The following is an 18903-nucleotide window of genomic DNA, read 5'->3' on the forward strand; positions in this document are numbered from 1 at the left end:
AGCATACCCATGGCCGACCGCTTGAACGGTTACCGTATCCTAATCCTGGAAACGCGGGAGGAGGCGCAGTTCTCGAAGCTCCTGGTCGAGCAAGGCGCCGAGGTCGTGCAGTGCCCGATGTTCACCATTCACGATGCAGCGGACCCCGCCCCGGTCGAAGCCTGGATCCACCGTGCGATCGACCAGCCATTTGACGATCTCGTGCTGATGACGGGCGAAGGTCTGCGTCGGATCATGAAGCTCGCCCGCACCCGCGGGCTCGACTCCGCCCTCGTCTCGGCGCTTGCCAAGACCCGCAAATTCACCCGCGGCCCGAAGCCGGGCAAGGCGCTGCGCGAGATCGGTCTCGAGGCGCAGCAGACCACCGAGAAACCGACCACCGAAGGCGTGATCGACATGCTTGCCAAGCTCGACCTGAACGGACGGCGCGTCGGCCTTCAGCTCTATCCGGACAAGGACCACAGCGCGCTGACCGGCGCATTGGCCGCGCAAGGGGCCGAGGTCGACACCGTGCTGCCCTATGTCTACGATTCCAAGGCGGCGGATGCAAACATCGTCGCCGCGATCGACGACATGGCCGCAGGCCGGATCGATTCCATTGCCCTGACCAATCTCGGCCAGGTTCGCCGCCTGATCGAGGCAGCGAAGGCGCATGGCATCGAGGCGCGTCTTCGGGCCGGGCTCGAGCGCACGCTGATCGCCTCGGTCGGCCCGGCCGTCTCCGGTGAGCTCGCTGCGCATGCTCTGCGCACTGACATCTCGCCACCAGAGGACGCCTATTTCATGCGTCCATTGATCTCGGCAATGGCCACAACGCTGGCCGAGCGGAAGCCGGCGACCGACAGATAGGAGCTCAGCGCGGGAGCGGCATGCGGCAGTTCAGATTGACACGCGCGTCGCCGGCCCTACCTTGCGGGAAATGAAAAGAAATCACACGGGCAGGGAATCGCCGTGACACGAGCCGTCGCGCCTTGAGCACAGCACGAAGTTCTGCGCTCGCGCCATTCCGCATCCGCAACTATCGCTTCCAGTGGCCCTCCGACCTGCTCACCTCGTGGGCGTTCGAGATCGAGACGTTGGTGCTCGGCTGGTATATCCTGGTTGAAACCGGATCGGTGCTCCTGCTCACCGTACTTGCTTCGCTCCAGTTCGTCGGAACACTGGTTGCGCCCGTATTCGGCATGATCGGCGACCGCATCGGTCATCGCGATCTCCTCGTCGCGATGCGTCTTGCGTACACGGCGCTGTCGTCGACCATCATGGTCCTGGCCCTGACCGGTCATTTGTCGCCGCTGAGCGTCATGATCATTGTCGCGATCATGGGCGTGATCCGCCCGTCGGATCTCGGCGTCCGGGGCGCACTGCTTGCCGAGATCATGCCGGCGGAGCAGCTGGTCGCCGCCATCAGCGTTGGGCGCACGACCCAGGACAGCGCGCGGATCGCCGGTGCGTTGACGGGCGCCGGCCTGTTTGCCGTCCTCGGAATCGGTCTCGTGTATGTGGTGATCGCCTGCCTCTACCTCGCAGCCGCACTTCTCATGCTCTGCCTGACCCGGCCGAAAAGGACCCTCACCACGACCGATCTTCCGGCAAACAGCCATTTCGTTTCCCGTTTATTCGGCGACCTCAAGGAAGGGATCGTCTACGCCTGGAATGGGCCGGGAATGCGCGCAGCGCTGTGCGTCGCCTTCCTTGCCAATCTCACCGCATTTCCCTTTACCGGCGGATTGTTGCCCTACATCGCGCGGGACATCTTTCATACCGACCAGACCGGCCTCGGCTACCTCTCGGCAAGCTTCGCCATCGGATCTCTGATCGGCTCGATCACGCTCAGCCTGGTCAGCGGCGTACGCATTGCCCGGCTTTTGATCGGCGCAACGCTGGCCTGGTACGCCATGCTGCTGGTGTTCGTCGAGGCCGGCACCTTGCCGGTAGCCATGGCCTGCCTCGTTCTTGCCGGCATTGCCCAGAGCATGTCGATGATTTCGGCCGCCGTGATCCTGATGCGGGCAGCGAGCGCGCATCTGCGCGGCCGCGTCATGGGCGTGCGCATGATGGTGATCTACGGCCTGCCCATCGGACTGCTCGCGGCCGGCAGCCTGATCGACATCATCGGCTATTCCGCGACGGGTGCGCTCTACACCGTTGCAGGGTTCGTCGCGATGCTGGCGATCGCGGTGCGCTGGCGCGCCGACCTCTGGCCGGTGCACGCCCCCGCCAATGCACGCTAGTCCCCGTACCCGCGCAGTCGCTCGATGTCGAGGATGGTGACGCCACCATATTCCAGCCGCAGCAGCCCCTCTTTCTCCAGCCGGTTGAGCGCGCGATTGGCGTTCTGGCGGGACATGCCGGACAGCGCCCCGATCTCCTCCTGGGTGATCTCCAGATGCGCGGTCGATTCCGGATAGAGGATCGGGTTGAACAGCGAAGCAATGCTGCGGGCGAGGCGCGCGGTGGCATCCAGGGTGCGGTTGACCTCGAGCATACCGATAAACTGACCAAGCCGCTCATTAAGCTGGCGAACCAGGAAGCGGTTGAAGCCGACGCTGTTCTCGAACAGCCACATGAAGGCACTGCGTTCCATCAGTGCGACGCGGCTGTCGCGCAGTGCGACCACGTCGTAACGGCGCGGCTCGTTCTTGAGCACGCTGCCCTCGCCGAACCAGGCCCCCGCCGTCAGCCCGGCAAGGCTGGTCTCCTTGCCGTCGCGCGAGACCCCGCCCATGCGGGCAAGGCCGCTCACCATGCCGGCCCAATAGCCAAAGATGTCACCGCGCATGAACACGGTTTCGCCGGTGCCGTAGGACCGCTCCGTGATTCCGGCACGCGCGACCTCGATTTCCGCTGGCGCAAGCTCGCGCGACCAGGCGGCAACGCGCTTCAGGTGATCTTCTGAAATCATGATCTCGCGGCCAGCCGCACCGTTTTGTCACTCCGCCTTCTGCTGCATTGCAGCATGACGATTTCGACCGCCATTCGACCAAAGATGAAGGTCGCAGTCGCCCAACAAACTTTGTCGCAGAATTGTCAGCCGGGAGACATTTCAAAATAGCGCTTTCCCCTATTGAGAGCCACCTCGGGCGATACGGCTCTCGGGCCCAAACGGGATCGAGAGTGGCGCCGCGCCGGTCGAGACCATCTGCTGCATGGCCTCACCGCGACCGCCGTACTAGGATCGCCCGACAGAACGGACGAAGAGCGCCGAAAAAGCGCCGTGACCGGGAGGGACTCGTTTGGTGGCTACCAGTCTTGAAGTGCGCGGCGTGTCCTTGCGATTCGGCGGCGTCCGTGCGCTGACCGACGTCAGCTTCGCCATCGGGGAAGGCGAGCTGTTCTCGATCATCGGCCCCAACGGCGCCGGCAAGACCTCGATCGTGAACTGTATTTCTGGTCGCTACAAGCCGACCGAGGGCCAGCTCTTCTATCAGGACCGCGACATCACGGGCTTGACGCCAAACGCCCGAGCTTCGCTCGGCATCGGCCGCACCTTCCAGAACCTGGCGCTGTTCCACCACATGAGCGTGCTCGACAACATCATGGTCGGCCGCCATCACCTGCTGAAGAACAATTTCCTCACGGGCTCGCTGTACTGGCTCACCGGTGCGCGCAAGGAAGAGCTCGAGCACCGCCGCAAGGTCGAGGAGATCATCGACTTCCTCGACCTCCAGTCGGTGCGAAAAGCTACCGCCGGCACCCTCTCCTATGGCCTGCGGAAGCGCGTGGAGCTTGCCCGCGCAATGGCGTTGGAACCGCGCCTCATCCTCCTCGACGAGCCGATGGCCGGCATGAATTTCGAGGAAAAGGAAGATATGGCCCGCTACATCGTCGATCTCAACGAGGAGTTCGGGATGACGGTGGTGATGATCGAGCACGACATGGGCGTGGTGATGGACATCTCCCACCGCGTCATGGTGCTCGATTTCGGCAAGAAGATCGCCGAGGGCGATCCCGCGGCCGTGCTCGCCGATCCTCACGTCAAGCGCGCTTATCTCGGCGAGGAGGACGAGGTGCTGGTCGATCCGGACGATGCCCGGCCGGCGCAGGAGAGCGCGGCATGATGGACTACGCAAGCCGCGTCGCGCAGGCTGATACCTATCCCAAGATGCTCCGGCTCAACGCCAGGGAGCACGGCAACGAGATCGCCCTGCGCGAGAAGGATCTTGGGCTGTGGCGCATCTTCACGTGGAGCGACTACCAGACGCGGGTGCGCGACTTCGCGCTCGGTCTCGTCGAGCTCGGTCTCGGCCGTGGCGATGTCATTGGGATCATCGGCGACAACCGGCCGGACTGGGTCGCCGCGGAAGTGGCGACGCACGCCATCGGGGGTCTCAGCCTCGGGCTCTATCGCGACGTGCTGGACGAGGAAGCATCCTATCTCCTCAACTATGGCGAGGCGCAGCTCGTCTTCGCCGAAGACGAGGAGCAAGTCGACAAGCTGCTCACCCTCGCCGACCGTGCGCCGAAGCTGAAGCACATCATATATTCCGATCCACGCGGCATGCGGAAATATGACGATCCCAAGCTGATGTCGGCGGACGAGTTTGCCGATCTCGGCCGGGCACGTGCAGCGCGCGAGCCGGAGCTTTACGACAAGCTGGTCGATGCGACGAAAGGCGAGGACGTCGCGATCCTCTGCACGACGTCAGGCACCACCTCGCATCCGAAACTTGCGATGCTCGCGGCGGGCCGCGTGCTTGGCCACTGCGCGACCTATCTAGCCTTCGACCCGAAGGGACCCGACGACGAATACGTATCGGTGCTGCCGCTGCCCTGGATCATGGAACAGGTGTACGTGCTCGGCAAAGGCCTCTTGTGCCGGATGAAGATCAACTTCGTCGAAGAGCCCGACACGATGATGAACGATCTGCGCGAGATCGCACCGACCTTCGTGCTGTTCGCGCCCCGCGTCTGGGAATCGATCGCCGCCGACGTGCGCGCCAAGGTCATGGACGCCACGCCGTTCAAGCAGCGCCTGTTCGACATCGGCATGAAGTCCGGCCTTGCCGCGCTCGAACAGGGCAAGCGATCCGGCTTTGCCGATGCGATCCTGTTCCGCGCGCTGCGCGACCGCCTCGGCTTCACCCGGCTGCGCTCGGCGGCAACCGGCGGCGCCGCGCTCGGCCCCGAAACCTTCAAGTTCTTCCAGGCCATGGGCGTGCCGCTGCGCACGCTGTACGGCCAGACCGAGTTGCTTGGAGCGTACACGCTGCATCCCGAGGGCAAGGTCGACCCCGATACGACCGGCGTGCCGATGGCCGATAGTGTCGAGATCCGCATCGATAATGCCGACGTTCACGGCGTCGGCGAGATCGTGGTACGCCATCCCAACATGTTCCTCGGCTACTACAAGAATCCCGAGGCCAGCGTCGCCGACCTCAAGGACGGCTGGCTGTGCTCCGGTGATGCCGGCTATTTCAACGACAAGGGGCAATTGGTCGTCATCGACCGCATCAAGGATCTCGCCGAAACCTCGCGCGGCGAACGCTTCTCGCCGCAATTCATCGAGAACAAGCTGAAGTTCTCGCCCTATATCGCCGAAGCCGTGGTGCTTGGCGCCGGCCGCGGCGCGCTCGCGGCGATGATCTGCATCCGCTATTCCATCATCTCGAAATGGGCGGAGAAGAACCGACTGTCGTTTACGACCTACAGCGACCTCGCCTCACGGCCCGAGGTCTACGCGCTGCTCCGGAAGGAAGTCGAGACCGTCAACGCCACGCTGCCGCCGGCCCAGCGCATCTCGCGCTTCCTGCTGCTGTACAAGGAGCTCGATGCCGACGATGGCGAGCTCACCCGCACGCGAAAGGTCCGCCGCAGCGTCATCAACGAGAAATACGAGGGCATCATCGACGCCATCTACCGCGGCGTCTCCGACATCCCCGTCGACACCGTAATCCGCTTCCAGGACGGCACCACGCAGCGGGTGCGCACCACGCTCCGTGTGGTGGATCTCGGCGGGCATGGGCACATGGCGGAGGCAGCGGAGTGACACAAGGAATCGCCAAGCGCCGGCTTGACCCGCGCATCCATCCACTTCCGAACACGCTTTCTTCCGCGTCGATGGGTTGCCGGGCCAAGCCCGGCAATGACGAATTGGGTCAATTGGCATGAACACCGCCTTTCTCATTCAGCTCCTGGTCAACGGCCTCGTGGTCGGAACGCTCTATGGCGTGGTCGCGATGTCGTTCGTGCTGATCTACAAGGCGACGCAGGTCGTCAATTTCGCGCAAGGTGAATTGCTGCTGGTCGGGGCCTGGGTGTGCTGGGCGCTGCTGGCGAAATACCAAGTGCCGTTCTGGATCGGCATGCCGATCACGCTGGTGTTCATGTTTATGTTCGGCATCGCCGTCCAGGTCCTGATTCTGCGGCCTATGATAGGCGAACCCATCATCTCCGTGATCATGGTGACGATCGGCCTGTCCACCGTGCTCCAGGCGACACTAAAATGGATGTTCGGCGTCAACCCGCAGCCGTTTCCGCGCGTGTTCGAGAGCCAGTCCGTCAGCCTGTTCGGTCTCCAGATCCAGACAGTCTATGTCATGAGCCTCGTCGTGTCGGTCGCGATGATGATCGGCATGGCCTGGTTCTTCCGCGCTTCGAAGTACGGCCTCGCCATGCGCGCCACCGCCTTCAACCAGCAGGTCGCCCAATCGCTCGGCATCTCGGTGAAGAGCGTATTCGCGATGGCCTGGGCGATCTCGGCAACAGTCTCGGCCGTCGCCGGCGTCGTCGTTGCCGTCGTGAACGGCGTGTCGTCGGGCCTTGCCGCCTACGGCATCAAGGTGTTCCCGGCGGCAATCCTCGGCGGGCTCGACTCCATCGGCGGCGCCGTGCTCGGCGGCATCATCATCGGGCTGCTCGAGAATGTCGCGCAATATGTCGACAGCGAATACCTGCACTGGGGCAATCTCTACGAGATCGCGCCGTTCTACGTCCTCATCATTGTGCTGATGATCAAGCCCTATGGCCTGTTCGGCACCCATGACATCGAGCGGATCTGACCCATGGCCGGCCCTGCCCTCATCCCTGCTGGTGACTTCCGCACGACCTACGCCGCGGACACCACGATCTTTCCGACCACCACCAGCCGCAACTTCGCGATCGCTGGCATTGCTCTGCTGTGCCTCGCGCCGCAGTTATTCAGCGGCTACTGGCTCAGCATCCTGATCCAGATCGGCATCTTCTCGATCGCGGCGCTGGGCCTCAACATCCTGGTCGGTTTCACCGGCCAGATTTCGATCGGACACGCCGCCTTCTTCCTGCTCGGTGCCTTCACCTCGGCCTACATCTCCAACAACGCGCCGATCCCGGTGTTCTTCGCGATTCCGCTCGCAGGCCTCGTCACCGCGCTTGTCGGACTGATCTTCGGCATCCCGGCCGCGCGGCTGAAAGGCCTCTACCTCGTCATCGCGACGCTGGCGGCGCAATACATCCTGCTCGACTTCTTCTCTCGTGCCGAATGGTTCTCCGGTGGCTCGGTGCCGGCGAGCGCCGAGCCGTTCTCGATCTTCGGCTACACATTGCGCGGCGACCGGCAATATTTCTACGTCGTGCTGGTCTACGTGCTGGCGAGCTACGTTCTGGTCACCAATCTGATGCGCACGCGCGACGGCCGCGCGCTGGTAGCGATCCGCGACCATTATCTCTCCGCCGAGATCATGGGCATCAATCTCACCAAGTATCGTACGCTCTCGTTCGGGCTTGCCGCCTTCTTCGCGGGCATCGCCGGTGCGCTCTACGCACACTACCAGCTCGTGGTCTCCCAGGAAGGCTTCGGCATCGAGCGCTCGATCCTGTTCCTGGCCATGATCATCATCGGCGGCACCGGATCGATCATGGGTACGCTGATGGGCACCGCCTTCGTGGTGCTGCTGCCGGAGGCGATGGAGTTCGCCAGCCACTATCTCAAGGGCGGCGCGATCGACAAGGCGCTCTCGCTCAACAACAACATCACCTTTCTGCGCGAGATCGCGATCGGGGTGATCATCATCGCATTCCTGATGTTCGAGCCTGACGGCCTTGCGCATCGCTGGCGGCAGATCAAGGCGTATTGGAAACTCTACCCGTTCTCGCATTGAGCGCGGGCAACTTCACTTAAACAATAAACAAGGAGGACCGACCCATGAAGACAAAGTCACTTTTGAGCACAGCATCGCTCGCTCTTGCGATCGCGGCTTTCTCGGCCGGCGCGCAGGCACAGATCGCCATCGGGCATCTTGCGGACTATTCCGGCGGCACTTCCGACGTCGGCACGCCCTATGGGCAGGCCGTCGCCGATACCTTCGCCTGGGTCAACAAGAACGGCGGCGTCGGAGGCAAGCAGCTCAACGTCGATACCAACGACTACGGATACCAGGTGCCGCGCGCGATCGCGCTCTACAAGAAATGGTCGGCGCCGGACACCAAGGTCGCCGCGATCATGGGCTGGGGCACCGCCGACACTGAGGCGCTGACCGGCTTCCTCGCTCAGGACAAGATCCCCGACATGTCCGGGTCCTATGCCGCCGCCCTCACCGATCCCGAAGGCATCAGCGGCAAGGCCAAGCCCGCGCCCTACAACTTCTTCTACGGCCCGAGCTATTCCGACGCGCTGCGTGCGATGCTGATGTGGGCGGCGGAGGACTGGAAGGCCAAGGGCAAGTCTGGCAAGCCGAAATTCGTGCATATGGGCGCCAATCACCCCTATCCTAACGCGCCGAAGGCTGCCGGTGAAGCCATGGCGCAGGAGCTCGGCTTCGAGGTGCTGCCGCCGCTGGTGTTCGCTCTCGCGCCGGGTGACTACAGCGCACAATGCCTGAGCCTGAAATCCTCGGGCGCCAACTATGCCTATCTCGGCAACACCGCTGCATCCAACATCTCGGTGATGAAGGCCTGCAAGACCGCCGGCGTCGAGATCCAGTTCCTCGGCAACGTCTGGGGCATGGACGAGAACGCTGCGAAGACGGCCGGTGACGCCGCCAACGGCGTGATCTTCCCGCTGCGGACCGCGGTGAGCTGGGGCGGCGATGCACCCGGCATGAAGACGGTGATGGAGATCTCCAAGATGTCCGACCCGACCGGCAAGGTGTATCGCCCCGTGCACTACGTCGCGGCCGTCTGCTCGTCGCTCTACATGAAGGAGGCCATCGAGTGGGCCGCCAAGAACGGTGGCGCAACCGGTGAGAACGTTGCCAAGGGCTTCCACCAGAAGAAGGATTGGGTGCCGGCCGGAATGGAAGGTGTCTGCAATCCCTCGACCTGGACGGAGAAGGACCATCGCGGCACGCTGAAGGTCGATCTCTATCGCACCAAGGTGTCGGGTGCGACGGACGGCGATCTGAACGATCTCATGGCCAAGGGCACGATCAAGCTCGAGAAGGTCAAGACAGTCGAGCTGCCGCGCAAGCCGGAATTGCTGGGCTGGTAATCGAAGTCTCCGACGTCATGGCCGGGCTCGTCCCGGCCATCCACGTCTGAACACGCGGCACGAAGAACGTGGATGCCCGGGACAAGCCCGGGCATCACGACAGTTACGGATTGGCGGCATACCCAATGACCGAAATCACGGAAGCGACCCGTCCCTCTCCCAGCATCGTCCCTGCGCCACCCCTTCTCGCCGTGCGCAACATCGAAGTCGTCTATGACGACGTCATCCTGGTGCTGCGCGGTCTCAGCCTAGACGTGCCAAAGGGCGCGATCGTGGCGCTCTTGGGCGCCAACGGCGCCGGAAAGTCGACGACGCTGAAGGCGATCTCCGGATTGCTCAAGACCGAAGACGGCGAAGTCACGCGCGGTGAGATCCTGTTCGAAGGCGAACGGATCAACGGCATTGACCCCGACAAGATCGTTCGCCGCGGCATCTTCCAGGTGATGGAGGGGCGGCGCATCGTCGCCGACATGACATCGCTGGAGAACCTCAAGCTCGGCGCCTTCACCCGCAGGGATCGCAAGGTCGACGCCGATCTTGACATGGTCTTCAACTATTTCCCTCGCCTGAAGGAGCGGACCGGCCTTGCCGGCTATCTCTCAGGCGGCGAGCAGCAGATGCTCGCCATCGGCCGGGCCCTGATGGCACGCCCGAAGATGATCCTGATGGACGAGCCTTCGATGGGCTTATCGCCGCTGCTGGTGAAAGAGGTGTTCTCGATCATTCAGAAGATCAACCGCGACCTCGGCGTCACCATTCTGCTCGTCGAGCAGAATGCGCGCGCTGCGCTCTCGGTGGCAAGCCACGGCTACATCATGGAACAGGGAAAGGTCGTGCTCGACGGCAGCGCGGACGAATTGCGCGACAACGAGGACGTCAAGGAATTTTACCTCGGCGGCGCCGGCGACCAGCGCAAGAGCTTCAAGAACCTCAAGAGCTTCAAGCGGCGCAAGCGCTGGCTGTAGCGTTTTCAAGCGAAGTGGGAACCGGTTCGCGTGAAGAAAAACGCGTCAATACAAGAGAGCTTCAATTTTCGAGCACCTGCTCCGCTTCCGTGACTGCGCAGAGAACATGATAGAACGACGACGCAGGAATGGTGTCGATCCGCGACTTGCCGTCGCGATCGAACTGGTCGAACCAGCCGCCCTTGACGGGATGGCTGAGATAATGCCTTTCGAGCCGCACCAGCGCTGCACGAGCCTCATCAGCCGCTCCCGCCTCGCCGGACTCGGCTTGCGCGATCCACGCCTTCGCGATCTCCGTCTGCGGCCACAGCCGGCGCGTGCTGCGGCGGATGTTGCCGACGTCATCGCCTTCATCGATCAGGCACCCTGTCGCCTCGTCGCGATAGCGCAGCGCGGTGGCGAGCAGCTCCGCGCGCCGCTGCCCGGTCGGGCAGCCGGTGATGCGCTCGAAGCCCTTCAACAGCCACACCCATTCCGCCTGATGTCCCGGCTCGACGCTGACCGGCTCGATCTTCGACCAGTCCTCCTCGAAATATTCCGTCAGGATGCGCTTCTGCTTGTCGTAGAGATTGGCCAGGAACAGCGCGAAGAATTCTCCGGCCCGGTTCTGGAACGACAGATCGTGAGTCGCCTCGAAGCACGCGATCATCGCCTCGAACAGATGCATGTGCGGGTTCTGCCGGCGCGGCAGCGAAACCGGAAGGCCCTCGTGAACGCCACCATGGGGCGAGCGCAGGTGTCCGTCGAGGAAGGCGAGCAGCGCATCGATCTCGGCGCGGACCTGCGCATCCTGGTCGAGCGCGTAGACGCTGGCGAGCGCAAACAGGATGAAGGCGTGGTCATAGGCATCGCGCCGGGCGTCCAGCACCGCGCCCTCGGGCGTCAGCCGGTGCACATAGCCGGGCCGTCCGTCCGGCGATTTCGCTTTGGCCAGCAGGTGCGCCAACCCATTCACCGCGATCGCGCGCCCCTCGGGGTACCAGCCCATCTGTGCGGCTTTGGCATAGCACCAGATCTGGCGGGCCTGCACGAACACGCGCCGCGGCGCTGCCGCGTCCGCCGTGCCGTCACGGTGCAGCCGGTCGATGAAGCCGCCCGCAGCGTGGTCCCAGCCGACCGTCGACCACAGCGGCAAAGCCTCGTCGATCATGCGGCGCTTCAGGCGCGCCACGACGTCAGTCGCCTCATCCGCCGCAATCAGTCCATCGCCTGCCATCAGGCCCTCTTCAAACCCCGCCGATGGCGGTCTGATAGCCATGCCGGCGGCGGCGCGCAACGGATGCCAACACGGAAAGAACAGCCATGACCGCTCATTTCGACGCCCGCGAGACGCGGGAGCCAGCAGCGCGGGAAGCCGACCTGTTCGCCCGCCTTCCGGAGGTGCTGCAAGCGGCGATGGCCGCCCCGGCCTATGCCGAGCGGCTCAAAGCTTTGGATCCCGCCTCCGTGACCTCCAGAGCGGCTCTGGCGGGCCTGCCGGTGTTGCGCAAGTCGGAACTGCCCGCGCTGCACAAGGCCTCTGCGCCCTTCGGAGGCTTCGTGGCGTGCCCTCCCGGCTCTTTCGCCCGTCTCTTCACCTCCCCCGGTCCGATCTTCGAGCCGGAAGGGCGGCAGGCCGATCCCTGGCGAGGCGCAAGGGCGCTGTTCGCGGCCGGGTTCCGCCCCGACGATATCGTCCTCAACACCTTCAGTTACCACCTCACCCCCGGAGGGTTCATCTTCGATGCATCGGCACGCGCGCTTGGCTGCGCCGTGATCCCAGCGGGCCCCGGCAATACCGAGCAGCAATTCGAGTTGATCGAAGCCTATCGTCCCGTGGGCTACAGCGGCACGCCGGATTTCCTGAAGATCCTCCTCGATGGCGCGGCAAGCGCCGGCCGTGACATCTCCTCCATCAAGCGCGCGCTGGTTTCTGGCGCCGCGTTCCCGCCCTCGCTCCAGGCCGAGATCAAGGCGCGCGGTATCAACGCCTACCAGGCCTTCGGGACCGCCGACCTTGGCCTGATCGCTTTCGAAACCGAGGCGCGCGAGGGCATGGTCGTGAACGAAGACCTGATCCTGGAGATCGTCAAGCCAGGTACCGGAGATCCGGTGGCGCCGGGCGATGTCGGCGAGATCGTGGTGACATCGCTCGACCCCCACCATCCCTGGATCCGGCTCGCGCTCGGCGATCTCACCGCGGCCCTTCCCGGCACCAGCCCATGCGGGCGCACCAATATGCGGATCAAGGGTTGGATGGGCCGTGCGGACCAGACCACCAAGGTCAAGGGCATGTTCATCCGGCCCGAGCAGATCGCCGAAATCGGCAAGCGCCATTCCTCACTGGGACGACTGCGCCTCGTCGTGACGCGCCAAGGCGAAACCGACGCAATGACGCTGAGGGTCGAAACGGCGGCCGCAAACGACGCGCTGGGCGAAGAGATTGCAGCCAGCTTGCGCGCCGTGACGAAACTCGGCGGCGCCGTCGAGCTGGTCAGTCCCGGCACGCTGCCGAACGACGGCAAGGTGATCTCGGACGAGCGCTAGAAGCTGACCTCGTAACAGCGGACTATTGAAGCGCACGTGTGCGCAAAACTCCTCCGATTCCCGGGACATGCACGCATTTCTGCGAGCCGCGGGCGGAAAATAATGGGATTCCAAACCGCTATCAGGGAATTTCTTGTCAGATAACAGGGAATATGCGCAGCCCAAGCAGGGAAGCCTCATCGAAGCGCCGAAGTGGATGAGACAAGCGCTCGAGATCCTGACCCCGCCTGGTCTAGGACGGAAGCCGATGGAGTCGTTTCCAGGAGTTGATGAAAGCGCGCATTATGAGTTCGTTTATCGGCGCGCTGACATCAAGGTCGCCTATTGCGCGAAGCAATTCGAGAACCATTGGAAGCATGCTCGCGAGCATCGTCAAAAACATCAAGCGCGTGATGGCCGCCGAGTACAGCCGCGAGCTATCGGCGAAGGTCTATGCCGGTCAATGTCGCTTTGCGCGGCTGGGCTATAAACCCTGCGGACGAGGCGGCTACGCCCTCGTGCGGGAGCTCGTCGATGAAAAGATGCAGACGAGCGATGAAGAAGGGGGAGCGGAAGTACATCCAGACCGACGACACTCGCATTAGACCGGGCGATCCATGGAAATCGCCGTCGTGAAATGGATTTTCGAGCGGCTTTTCCGAGTCAGTCATCGTTTCTGAGCTCAACCAGAAAGGCCTCGTCTCGAATAGCCTTCTCGCTTTCGCGCTATGCAGTCCGAAGGGTCGCCATGCCAGTGTTGGGCGCCATCCCGGTCTCAGTTGGCAAATTACAGCGGGGGATTGCGTCGGGACCGAAAGGAAGAGCATTTCTGAAGCTGGCTCCCGCCGGGTCAGCAACTTTCAATCATGGGCCCGCTCTAGATCTTCGCCTCTAGTCTCGAGCCGAGACTGGATGGACCAGCTAAAATGGGCAGGCGCTACCGTTCACGCCAGCAAGCTACAGTGCTATCATCAGAGGGCGGCCGGTTATGCGGTCGCAATCTCAGTTAACTCCCGCCGGCTTCCCAAGTCGGCGGTTTTTTCTATGCGATTGAACCGAGGAGATGCTTCGGTTCGGACTGGCGGATATTAACTTGGCTTTTACACCGTTGTGCGGCCGCATCGGGTCATATAGATAGAGCCGGTGTCAGCGTCAGTTGCGTTTGAGATTCATGATTACGTACAAGCAGTATCACATCCAGCGGTTTGAGCACGGCCACAAGCGCTGGGTAGCCCGCATCACACGGGCGGATGGCCAAAACATTCGCACCATCCTGCCGGCTTCTGAGCATCCCTACCTTGATACGAAACCCACCGCCTCCGCCGAGGAGGCCGAGGAGCTTGCCAAGAAAGGCATCGACTTTGGGGGTATGGTTTAAGCGGCTCTGCAAAATCGGAGCTCTCTTCCCCTTAGCACGCGAGATCGAAGGATCCGCTAATGGCTTTCCCGATGGGCACCTCATGAACCGCCCCGGGTTTGCCGGAGGCTCCAACTCCTGTGAGGATGGAGCCATGACAAGCAAGACGACGAACAAGTTTTCGCCCGAGGTCCGGGCCCGTGCGGTTCGGATGGTTCTGGATCACGCCGGCGAGCATCCGTCGCGCTGGGCGGCAGTGACATCGATTGCGGCCAAGATCGGCTGTACGCCTCAGACGCTGCATGACTGGGTCAAGAAGGCCGAGATCGACAGCGGGCAGCGGGCCGGTGTTCCGACCGACATGGCCGAGAAGCTGAAGGCGCTGGGACGGGAGAACCGCGAGCTTCGGCAGGCAATGAGATCCTGCGCAAGGCAAGCGCCTATTTTGCGATGGCGGAGCTCGACCGCCGGTCCAAGCCATGATCGCCTTCATCGATGATCATCGTGGGGCGCATGGGGTCGAGCCGATTTGCAAGGTCTTGCCGATCGCCCCCTCCACCTACCACGCCCATGTGGCCAAGCGGCGCGATCCGGCCAAGCTGTCGGCGCGCGCCGGGCAGGACGCCGCGCTGAAGATCGATATCCGGCGTGTGTTTGAGGAGAACTCTCCGTCTACGGCGTGCGCTAGGTCTGGCGACAGCTCAAGCGCGAAGGCTTTGACGTTGCCCGTTGCACAGTGTCGCGACTGATGCGGGACATGGGTTTGCAAGGGGTGATCCGCGGCAAATCCGTCAAGACTGCGATCAGCGACAAGGCGGCGCCATGTCCGCTGGATCACGTCAACCGCCAGTTCAAGGCGCCACGGCCGAACGTCCTGTGGCTCTCCGACTTCACCTATGTCGCAACCTGGACCGGCTTCGTCTACGTCACCTTTGTCATCGATGCCTATGCTCGCAGGATCGTGGGCTGGCGGGCCTCGCGGACGGCGCATGCAGGCTTCGTGCTCGATGCGCTGGAGCAGGCCCTGCATGATCGACGGCCGTTCCATCGTGGCGGCTCGTGCACCACAGCGACAGGGGCACCCTCCGTCCCCGCGGCCACTACACGAGAGTGGTTGATGCCGTGGATCATGGGACCGGCCCGCTTAGCAACGGGGCGATAAAGGTATGGAGATTGGACCCATCGAACAGATAGCCGGTGATGCCGGCCGCTTGCGCCGAGACAAGGTCGCTTTGCTTGTCTCCGATCAGGAAGCTAGCATCGATATCGACTGGATACCGCTCAAGCAGAGCTCTGATCATCCCTGGCTGCGGCTTACGACAGCTGCAGAGGACGCGGTATCGCTCAATCAATCCATCAGGATGATGCGGGCAGAATTCGAAAGCATCGATATGAGCACCAACACTAGCAAGCTCACGCGACATCCATTCGTGCAAGTTGCGAACATGGCGCTCATCGTAAAACCCCCTCGCAACTCCTGATTGGTTCGTTACGACAAACGCAAAGTACCCGGCGTCGTTGACGGCTTTTACGGCCTGTTGGGCTCCTTCCACCCATCGGATCTTGTCCGGATCAAAAGCGTAGCCATCATCCTCATTGAGGACCCCATCACGATCAAAGAAAACTGCCGGACGCCGCAAAGCTTAATGACTCACGTTGGAGGAAAATGCCCCCAATACTCCGACAACCACTGCTTCAATTCAACATGTTGCGGTTGGATAGGATCGGTTTCTATGCCGCTCCGTCTGCCGCCCAGATCTTTGCTGTTCAGGCAAACATTGGCTTCGTTTTTGTCATTCTGATGCCGTCAGCCTACCGTCGCGTTGGTGTAAGCGCGCGAGAACAAGAGCGATTCCATCGGGAAAAGCGAGCAACAATGTTGCTGCAGACGAAACCCTCGCCAAAACCCACCACGAGAAACGCGCTGGATTGGCAGCTCAATCTATCTGGCACAGCCGACATCGAAACCAGGCTCCGTTCCTGCGGCTTCGATCAGCAAGCCCTAATCGCGCAAGTTCACGTTCAGGCCAGAGAGCCCCTCTCTCTTCTTGAGCACTTCTGAACGGCCGTAGCTTCGGCGTCTACTGTTGCTGAAAGAGATCAACCATCTTCGCCGAACCTGCAAACCTCTTGCCCATCGTAATTTATGATAAATCGAAGTGACCAAAAATTGCTGGAACCCGCTTTGGCTCCGCTGTGATAAAACGGGATCATCATGTTGATTAGGGAGCAACCACAAATTATTGTGGGTTGCGAAAAGGTTCTGCTTCGCCTCGCGGGGAGACGCGATGCACGACACGGCAGATACCGAACAGTTGCATTCGCCCAACAAAGATGGAACAACGATGCCTGATCGAGTGCTCGTGACCGGAGCGAACGGTTTCATCGGAAATCATGTGACGCCCACATTAGAGCGAGAAGGATGGTCGGTCCGTCGCGCTGTCCTTCGTTCCGCGGGCATGGACAATGAAGTTTTGATCGAGTCCATCGGGCCCAATACCGATTGGTCAGGTGCGCTTGAGGGTATCGACTGCGTTGCGCATCTCGCCGCCCGTGTGCATCACAAACACGAGGAGCATGCTGTCCAACTTTACCATGATGTCAACGTTGCGGGCACGCTGCACCTGGCCCGCAGCGCAGCAATGGCGGGAGTGCGCCACTTCATCTTCGTGAGCACAGTTCTTGTGCATGGCCGCAGCAATGATGGTCGCCCCCCCTTCAGCGAGGAAGATCCACCCACACCACAGGGGCTCTACGGCAAGTCTAAGGCAGCGGCGGAAGCTGGGCTGAGGAGGTTGGCGCTCGAAAACAGTATGAAGATCTCGGTGATTAGGCCACCGCTGGTCTATGGTGCGGGCGCCAAGGGCAATTTTGCTCTCCTCACGCGAGCGGTGAGCTTGGGACTACCATTACCTTTTGCAGCAATCCGCAATCGTCGCGCCTTCCTTGCAGTGCAGAATCTCGCGTCCTTCATCCTGTGCCGGCTTACTTATCCAGATACAGAGAGCAACTTCGAAGTATTTCTCGTGGCCGACCAGGAGCAGGTCTCGACCCCTGAATTCATCGAGCGCCTAGGGAAGGCTTCCGGCAAGAAGGCACGGATCTTCAGCGTGCCGCCGAAGCTCCTCAGCACAATGCTTGGCATGGTGGGACAGCAGAGTATGCAGGATAGTCTGATCGGCTCGCTTCAGCTCAATACCTCGAAAGCAATTGCCGCCGGATGGCGACCGCAAGTAGCTCTTGACGAGGGCTTGCGGCTCGCGCTCACTCAACACGGCTAGATTGCTGGATGAGTGGAGGCTTGATGGCATTCAGTGGTCGGCGGATGACACGTCTTTCGCATCTCACCTCGCGCAATTTCCTGATCGCGCTCCATGACCTGCTGGCGACGACGGCGGCGCTCTTTGCCGCCTTCTATCTGCGATTCGAGGGTGGCGACGGCTTCTTCGACCGCCTGCCGCTGCTGTTCCAGACCCTGCCCTACTTCCTCGCCTTCAGCGTGGTCGTGTTCTTCATCTTCAACCTGACCACGACGAAATGGCGCTTCATCTCGCTGCCTGATGCGCTGAACATCATCCGCGTCGCGACCGTGCTGACGGTCGCCCTGCTGGTGCTCGACTACATCTTCGTCGCCCCAAACGTCCGCGGTGCCTTCTTCCTCGGCAAGGTGACGATCGTCCTCTACTGGTTTCTCGAGATCTCCTTCCTCAGCGCCCTGCGCATGGCCTACCGCTACTTCCGCTATACGCGGGTGCGCCGTCATGCGAGGACCGATGATGCCGCCCCGACGCTGCTGATCGGCCGCGCCGCGGATGCGGAGGTTCTGCTCCGCGGGATCGAGAGCGGGGCGATCAAGCGCATCTGGCCGGTCGGCGTGCTGTCGCCGTCGAGCTCCGACCGCGGCCAGTTCATCCGCAACGTGCCGGTGCTGGGCGGCATCGACGACGTCGAGGACGTCATCGCCGACTTCGCCAAGCGCAACAAGCCGATCGCGCGGCTCGTCATGACGCCGTCGGCATTCGAGCCGGACGCGCATCCGGAATCGATCCTGATGCGGGCGCGCAAATTGGGTGTGATCGTCAATCGGATGCCCTCGCTCGAGAGCGGCGACACGCCGCGGCTTACGGCGGTCGCCGTCGAGGACCTCCTGCTGCGGCCTAGCGAGAAGATCGATTATGCACGCTTGGAAGCGCTCATCAACGGCAAGGCGGTAATCGTCACCGGCGGCGGCGGCTCGATCGGTTCGGAGATCTGCGAGCGCGTCGTGGCGTTCGGCGCCGCGCGGCTCCTGATCGTGGAGAACTCGGAGCCGGCGCTCTACGCGATCACGGAATCGCTTGCCGCGCGGGAGGCGGCTGCCGAGGTCGAAGGGCGGATCGCCGACATTCGCGACCGCGAGCGCATCATGCGCCTGATGGCGGAGTTCAAGCCGGACATCGTGTTCCACGCCGCGGCGCTCAAGCACGTCCCGATCCTCGAACGCGACTGGAGCGAAGGCGTCAAGACCAACATCTTCGGCTCGATCAACGTGGCGGATGCCGCCGTTGCGGCCGGTGCCGAGGCGATGGTGATGATCTCGACCGACAAGGCGATCGAGCCGGTGTCGATGCTCGGCCTGACCAAGCGCTTTGCAGAGATGTACTGTCAGGCGCTGGATCACGACCTCGCAGCCG

17 protein-coding genes, 1 pseudogene and 1 other annotated feature are annotated in these 18903 nt (G+C 62.4%); of the genes and pseudogenes, 15 read left to right on the forward strand and 3 right to left on the reverse strand.

Annotated elements, in window-relative coordinates:
• Nucleotides 1-9 precede the first annotated feature (9 nt).
• A complete protein-coding gene (locus K408_RS0135665; protein WP_024343316.1) occupies nt 10-849 on the forward strand; it encodes a uroporphyrinogen-III synthase in 840 nt (279 codons plus the stop codon).
• Nucleotides 850-971: 122 nt separating this feature from the next.
• Nucleotides 972-2231: an MFS transporter gene (locus K408_RS0135670; protein ID WP_024343315.1), complete on the forward strand. Its 1260-nt coding sequence runs from the start codon at nt 972-974 to the stop codon at nt 2229-2231.
• Here the strand turns inward: K408_RS0135670 and K408_RS0135675 are convergent.
• The gene (locus K408_RS0135675; RefSeq protein ID WP_024343314.1) at nt 2228-2902 is read right to left on the reverse strand and encodes a Crp/Fnr family transcriptional regulator; all 675 of its coding nucleotides are present in this window, start codon (nt 2900-2902) and stop codon (nt 2228-2230) included. The two genes, K408_RS0135670 and K408_RS0135675, sit on opposite strands and share 4 nt — an antisense overlap.
• A 334-nt stretch (nt 2903-3236) precedes the next feature.
• Between K408_RS0135675 and K408_RS0135680 the strand changes: the two genes are divergently transcribed.
• The 6 genes from K408_RS0135680 to K408_RS0135705 all read left to right on the forward strand — a co-directional run bounded on the left by K408_RS0135680 (nt 3237) and on the right by K408_RS0135705 (nt 10368).
• Nucleotides 3237-4058, forward strand: a complete 822-nt coding sequence (locus K408_RS0135680) for an ABC transporter ATP-binding protein (protein ID WP_024343313.1) — start codon at nt 3237-3239, stop codon at nt 4056-4058.
• Nucleotides 4055-5986 (forward strand): long-chain fatty acid--CoA ligase, encoded by a 1932-nt coding sequence (locus K408_RS0135685; protein ID WP_024343312.1) that lies wholly within the window; start codon nt 4055-4057, stop codon nt 5984-5986. The genes K408_RS0135680 and K408_RS0135685 overlap by 4 nt, the downstream gene beginning before the upstream one ends.
• 118 nt (nt 5987-6104) lie before the next feature.
• Complete coding sequence (locus K408_RS0135690) at nt 6105-6998, forward strand: branched-chain amino acid ABC transporter permease (RefSeq protein WP_024343311.1); 894 nt, start codon at nt 6105-6107, stop codon at nt 6996-6998.
• Nucleotides 6999-7001: 3 nt separating this feature from the next.
• Nucleotides 7002-8075, forward strand: coding sequence for a branched-chain amino acid ABC transporter permease (locus K408_RS0135695; RefSeq protein ID WP_024343310.1), 1074 nt, complete (start codon nt 7002-7004; stop codon nt 8073-8075).
• Nucleotides 8076-8119: 44 nt separating this feature from the next.
• The gene (locus tag K408_RS0135700) at nt 8120-9403 is read left to right on the forward strand and encodes an ABC transporter substrate-binding protein (protein WP_024343309.1); all 1284 of its coding nucleotides are present in this window, start codon (nt 8120-8122) and stop codon (nt 9401-9403) included.
• 125 nt (nt 9404-9528) lie between these two features.
• Nucleotides 9529-10368 (forward strand): ABC transporter ATP-binding protein, encoded by an 840-nt coding sequence (locus tag K408_RS0135705; protein ID WP_024343308.1) that lies wholly within the window; start codon nt 9529-9531, stop codon nt 10366-10368.
• Nucleotides 10369-10429: 61 nt separating this feature from the next.
• Here the strand turns inward: K408_RS0135705 and K408_RS0135710 are convergent, their stop codons facing one another.
• The gene (locus tag K408_RS0135710; RefSeq protein WP_024343307.1) at nt 10430-11584 is read right to left on the reverse strand and encodes an AGE family epimerase/isomerase; all 1155 of its coding nucleotides are present in this window, start codon (nt 11582-11584) and stop codon (nt 10430-10432) included.
• An 86-nt stretch (nt 11585-11670) separates the two neighbouring features.
• Here K408_RS0135710 and K408_RS0135715 point away from each other — a divergent pair, with 86 nt between their 5' ends.
• The 4 genes and pseudogenes from K408_RS0135715 to K408_RS39780 form a co-directional block, all read left to right on the forward strand.
• Nucleotides 11671-12894 (forward strand): phenylacetate--CoA ligase family protein, encoded by a 1224-nt coding sequence (locus K408_RS0135715; RefSeq protein ID WP_024343306.1) that lies wholly within the window; start codon nt 11671-11673, stop codon nt 12892-12894.
• A 269-nt stretch (nt 12895-13163) separates the two neighbouring features.
• A complete protein-coding gene (locus K408_RS0135720) occupies nt 13164-13478 on the forward strand; it encodes a hypothetical protein (RefSeq protein ID WP_155248799.1) in 315 nt (104 codons plus the stop codon).
• Nucleotides 13479-14044: 566 nt separating this feature from the next.
• A complete protein-coding gene (locus tag K408_RS0135725; protein ID WP_024343304.1) occupies nt 14045-14251 on the forward strand; it encodes a hypothetical protein in 207 nt (68 codons plus the stop codon).
• A 133-nt stretch (nt 14252-14384) separates the two neighbouring features.
• Nucleotides 14385-15313: pseudogene (locus K408_RS39780) on the forward strand (IS3 family transposase); the annotation flags it as partial.
• Nucleotides 14668-14784: a sequence feature (AL1L pseudoknot), on the forward strand. Its footprint overlaps the pseudogene before it by 117 nt.
• A gap of 44 nt (nt 15314-15357) precedes the next feature.
• Here the strand turns inward: K408_RS39780 and K408_RS41660 are convergent.
• On the reverse strand, nt 15358-15870 hold the full coding sequence (locus K408_RS41660) for a D-glycero-alpha-D-manno-heptose-1,7-bisphosphate 7-phosphatase (protein WP_035698874.1): 513 nt from the start codon (nt 15868-15870) through the stop codon (nt 15358-15360).
• Between the two features lie 65 nt (nt 15871-15935).
• Here K408_RS41660 and K408_RS0135745 point away from each other — a divergent pair, with 65 nt between their 5' ends.
• The 3 genes from K408_RS0135745 to K408_RS0135755 all read left to right on the forward strand — a co-directional run.
• Nucleotides 15936-16292 (forward strand): hypothetical protein, encoded by a 357-nt coding sequence (locus K408_RS0135745; RefSeq protein ID WP_024343302.1) that lies wholly within the window; start codon nt 15936-15938, stop codon nt 16290-16292.
• Nucleotides 16293-16575: 283 nt separating this feature from the next.
• Nucleotides 16576-17511: an NAD-dependent epimerase/dehydratase family protein gene (locus tag K408_RS0135750; RefSeq protein ID WP_024343301.1), complete on the forward strand. Its 936-nt coding sequence runs from the start codon at nt 16576-16578 to the stop codon at nt 17509-17511.
• Between the two features lie 44 nt (nt 17512-17555).
• The coding region (locus K408_RS0135755) for an SDR family NAD(P)-dependent oxidoreductase (protein WP_028146143.1) at nt 17556-18903 on the forward strand (1348 nt) is incomplete at its 3' end.

This window comes from Bradyrhizobium sp. in8p8, from assembly GCF_000426845.1.
Lineage (GTDB): Bacteria > Pseudomonadota > Alphaproteobacteria > Rhizobiales > Xanthobacteraceae > Bradyrhizobium > Bradyrhizobium japonicum_C.